Consider the following 1493-nt stretch of genomic DNA (forward strand, 5'->3'; position numbering starts at 1 on the left):
CATCCTTTATGAGATGTATACAGTTCGTTTTCACTAGGTTCCGATACAACTAACGCAGTAGCTTTATCTATTTGTCCCTTTTCTACGACTTTTTTTGCACCGTATCCATCAACCTCTTCTCCTGCAGTGCCGACAAACTGCAACTTCCCATTTAATTGAACACCAGCCCGTTCGATACATTCTAAAGCGAGGACCATTGCAGCTACACCGCTTTTCATATCGGTTGCCCCTCGACCAAATACTTTATTATCTATTAATTTGCCGGAAAACGGGTCGTGTTCCCATTCTACCTTACYCGTAGGGACCGTATCAAAATGCCCACTATACACTAAATATCTATCATCTGATTTCACATTCGGATATGTTACAAATAGATTTGCACGATCGTTACCGAGATCATCCAATTCGACTTGAAGCTTGGATGATTTTAAATAAGTTTGAATGACCTCAGCCACCCGTTTTTCATTTCCTTGTGGATTTACGCTGTTCACTTGAATAAGTGATTGTAGAAATCGAACAGATTTTGATTCATCAATAAGTTCAAAAATAGAATGTAAATCAGTCATCCAATCCCACCTTTTTTAGAATGATGCTTCTTTAGGTTTTTTAGCCTGAAATTTTATTCACAAATACTAAAAATCAACTTTTCTCTCTATATATTAGGAGACAAGTGAATAATTGGCACTATGTTTCTATCACTAACTTTTATTGGATATACTCAATGATTTGAACGATCACATAACCAACTATTTAATATGCCTGCAAGTTTCCCAGTTAATGCCAAGGAAGCATGGCCGGCTTCCACAAGTTGATGGGTTTTATCTTCACTTGAAACCAAATCCATCAATGGAAGGCTTTGTCCTTGAGGTATAAGGTTATCATTTTTTGAGATAACAACTAATAGGTTTGACTTAATTTTACCCAAATCGACTTTATTACCACGAATAGTGAACTCACCCTTAACGAGTTTATTTTCTTTCATGAGGTCATTACTTATTTGTCGGAAAGCTTCTCCAGTTAAGGGTACATGGCCTTTTGTCCATTGGTTCATCCGTCGCCACTTTTCCACAAAACGCTTATCATTGGCACGGGTCAAAAGTGTAACATAAGGACTGTAGTAGATTGGAGAAGTTATGGACCTAAACATTGCTTCAATATAGACAGGAGGAATTAATCCGTAAACATCAATGAAGCGGTCTATATTAAAAGCACCTTCTTTTAGTCCCTCCGCCCATTTCTCAGGCATGGCAGGCACACTATAATCAATTGGTACTGCCGCACATACCAGGTTCTTAATTGGCTCATCCGCAATTGCGGCATACATGGCTGCAAGTGTCCCTCCCAGGCAGTACCCGACTACAGACACTTCATCTGCACCCGAATGCCTTAATGCTCGCCCTACACCTTTTTTAATATAGTCAACTACATAATCACCCAAAGTAATGTCTTTATCTTCGTATCCCGCAATCCCCCAGTCTAATAAATACACATCA

The 1493-nt window shown here is 39.0% G+C and carries 2 protein-coding genes; both read right to left on the bottom strand.

Going from position 1 to position 1493, the window contains the following annotated elements; genetic code table 11:
• Positions 1 to 566: M20/M25/M40 family metallo-hydrolase (locus AC1DUW_RS28585; RefSeq protein ID WP_477644152.1), on the bottom strand; the 566-nt coding region annotated here is incomplete at its 3' end.
• 152 nt (positions 567 to 718) lie between these two features.
• Positions 719 to 1493 (bottom strand): alpha/beta fold hydrolase (locus AC1DUW_RS28590; RefSeq protein WP_477644153.1); only part of this gene is annotated, 775 nt, incomplete at its 5' end.

Source organism: Peribacillus sp. P4_C12 (genome assembly GCF_056402095.1).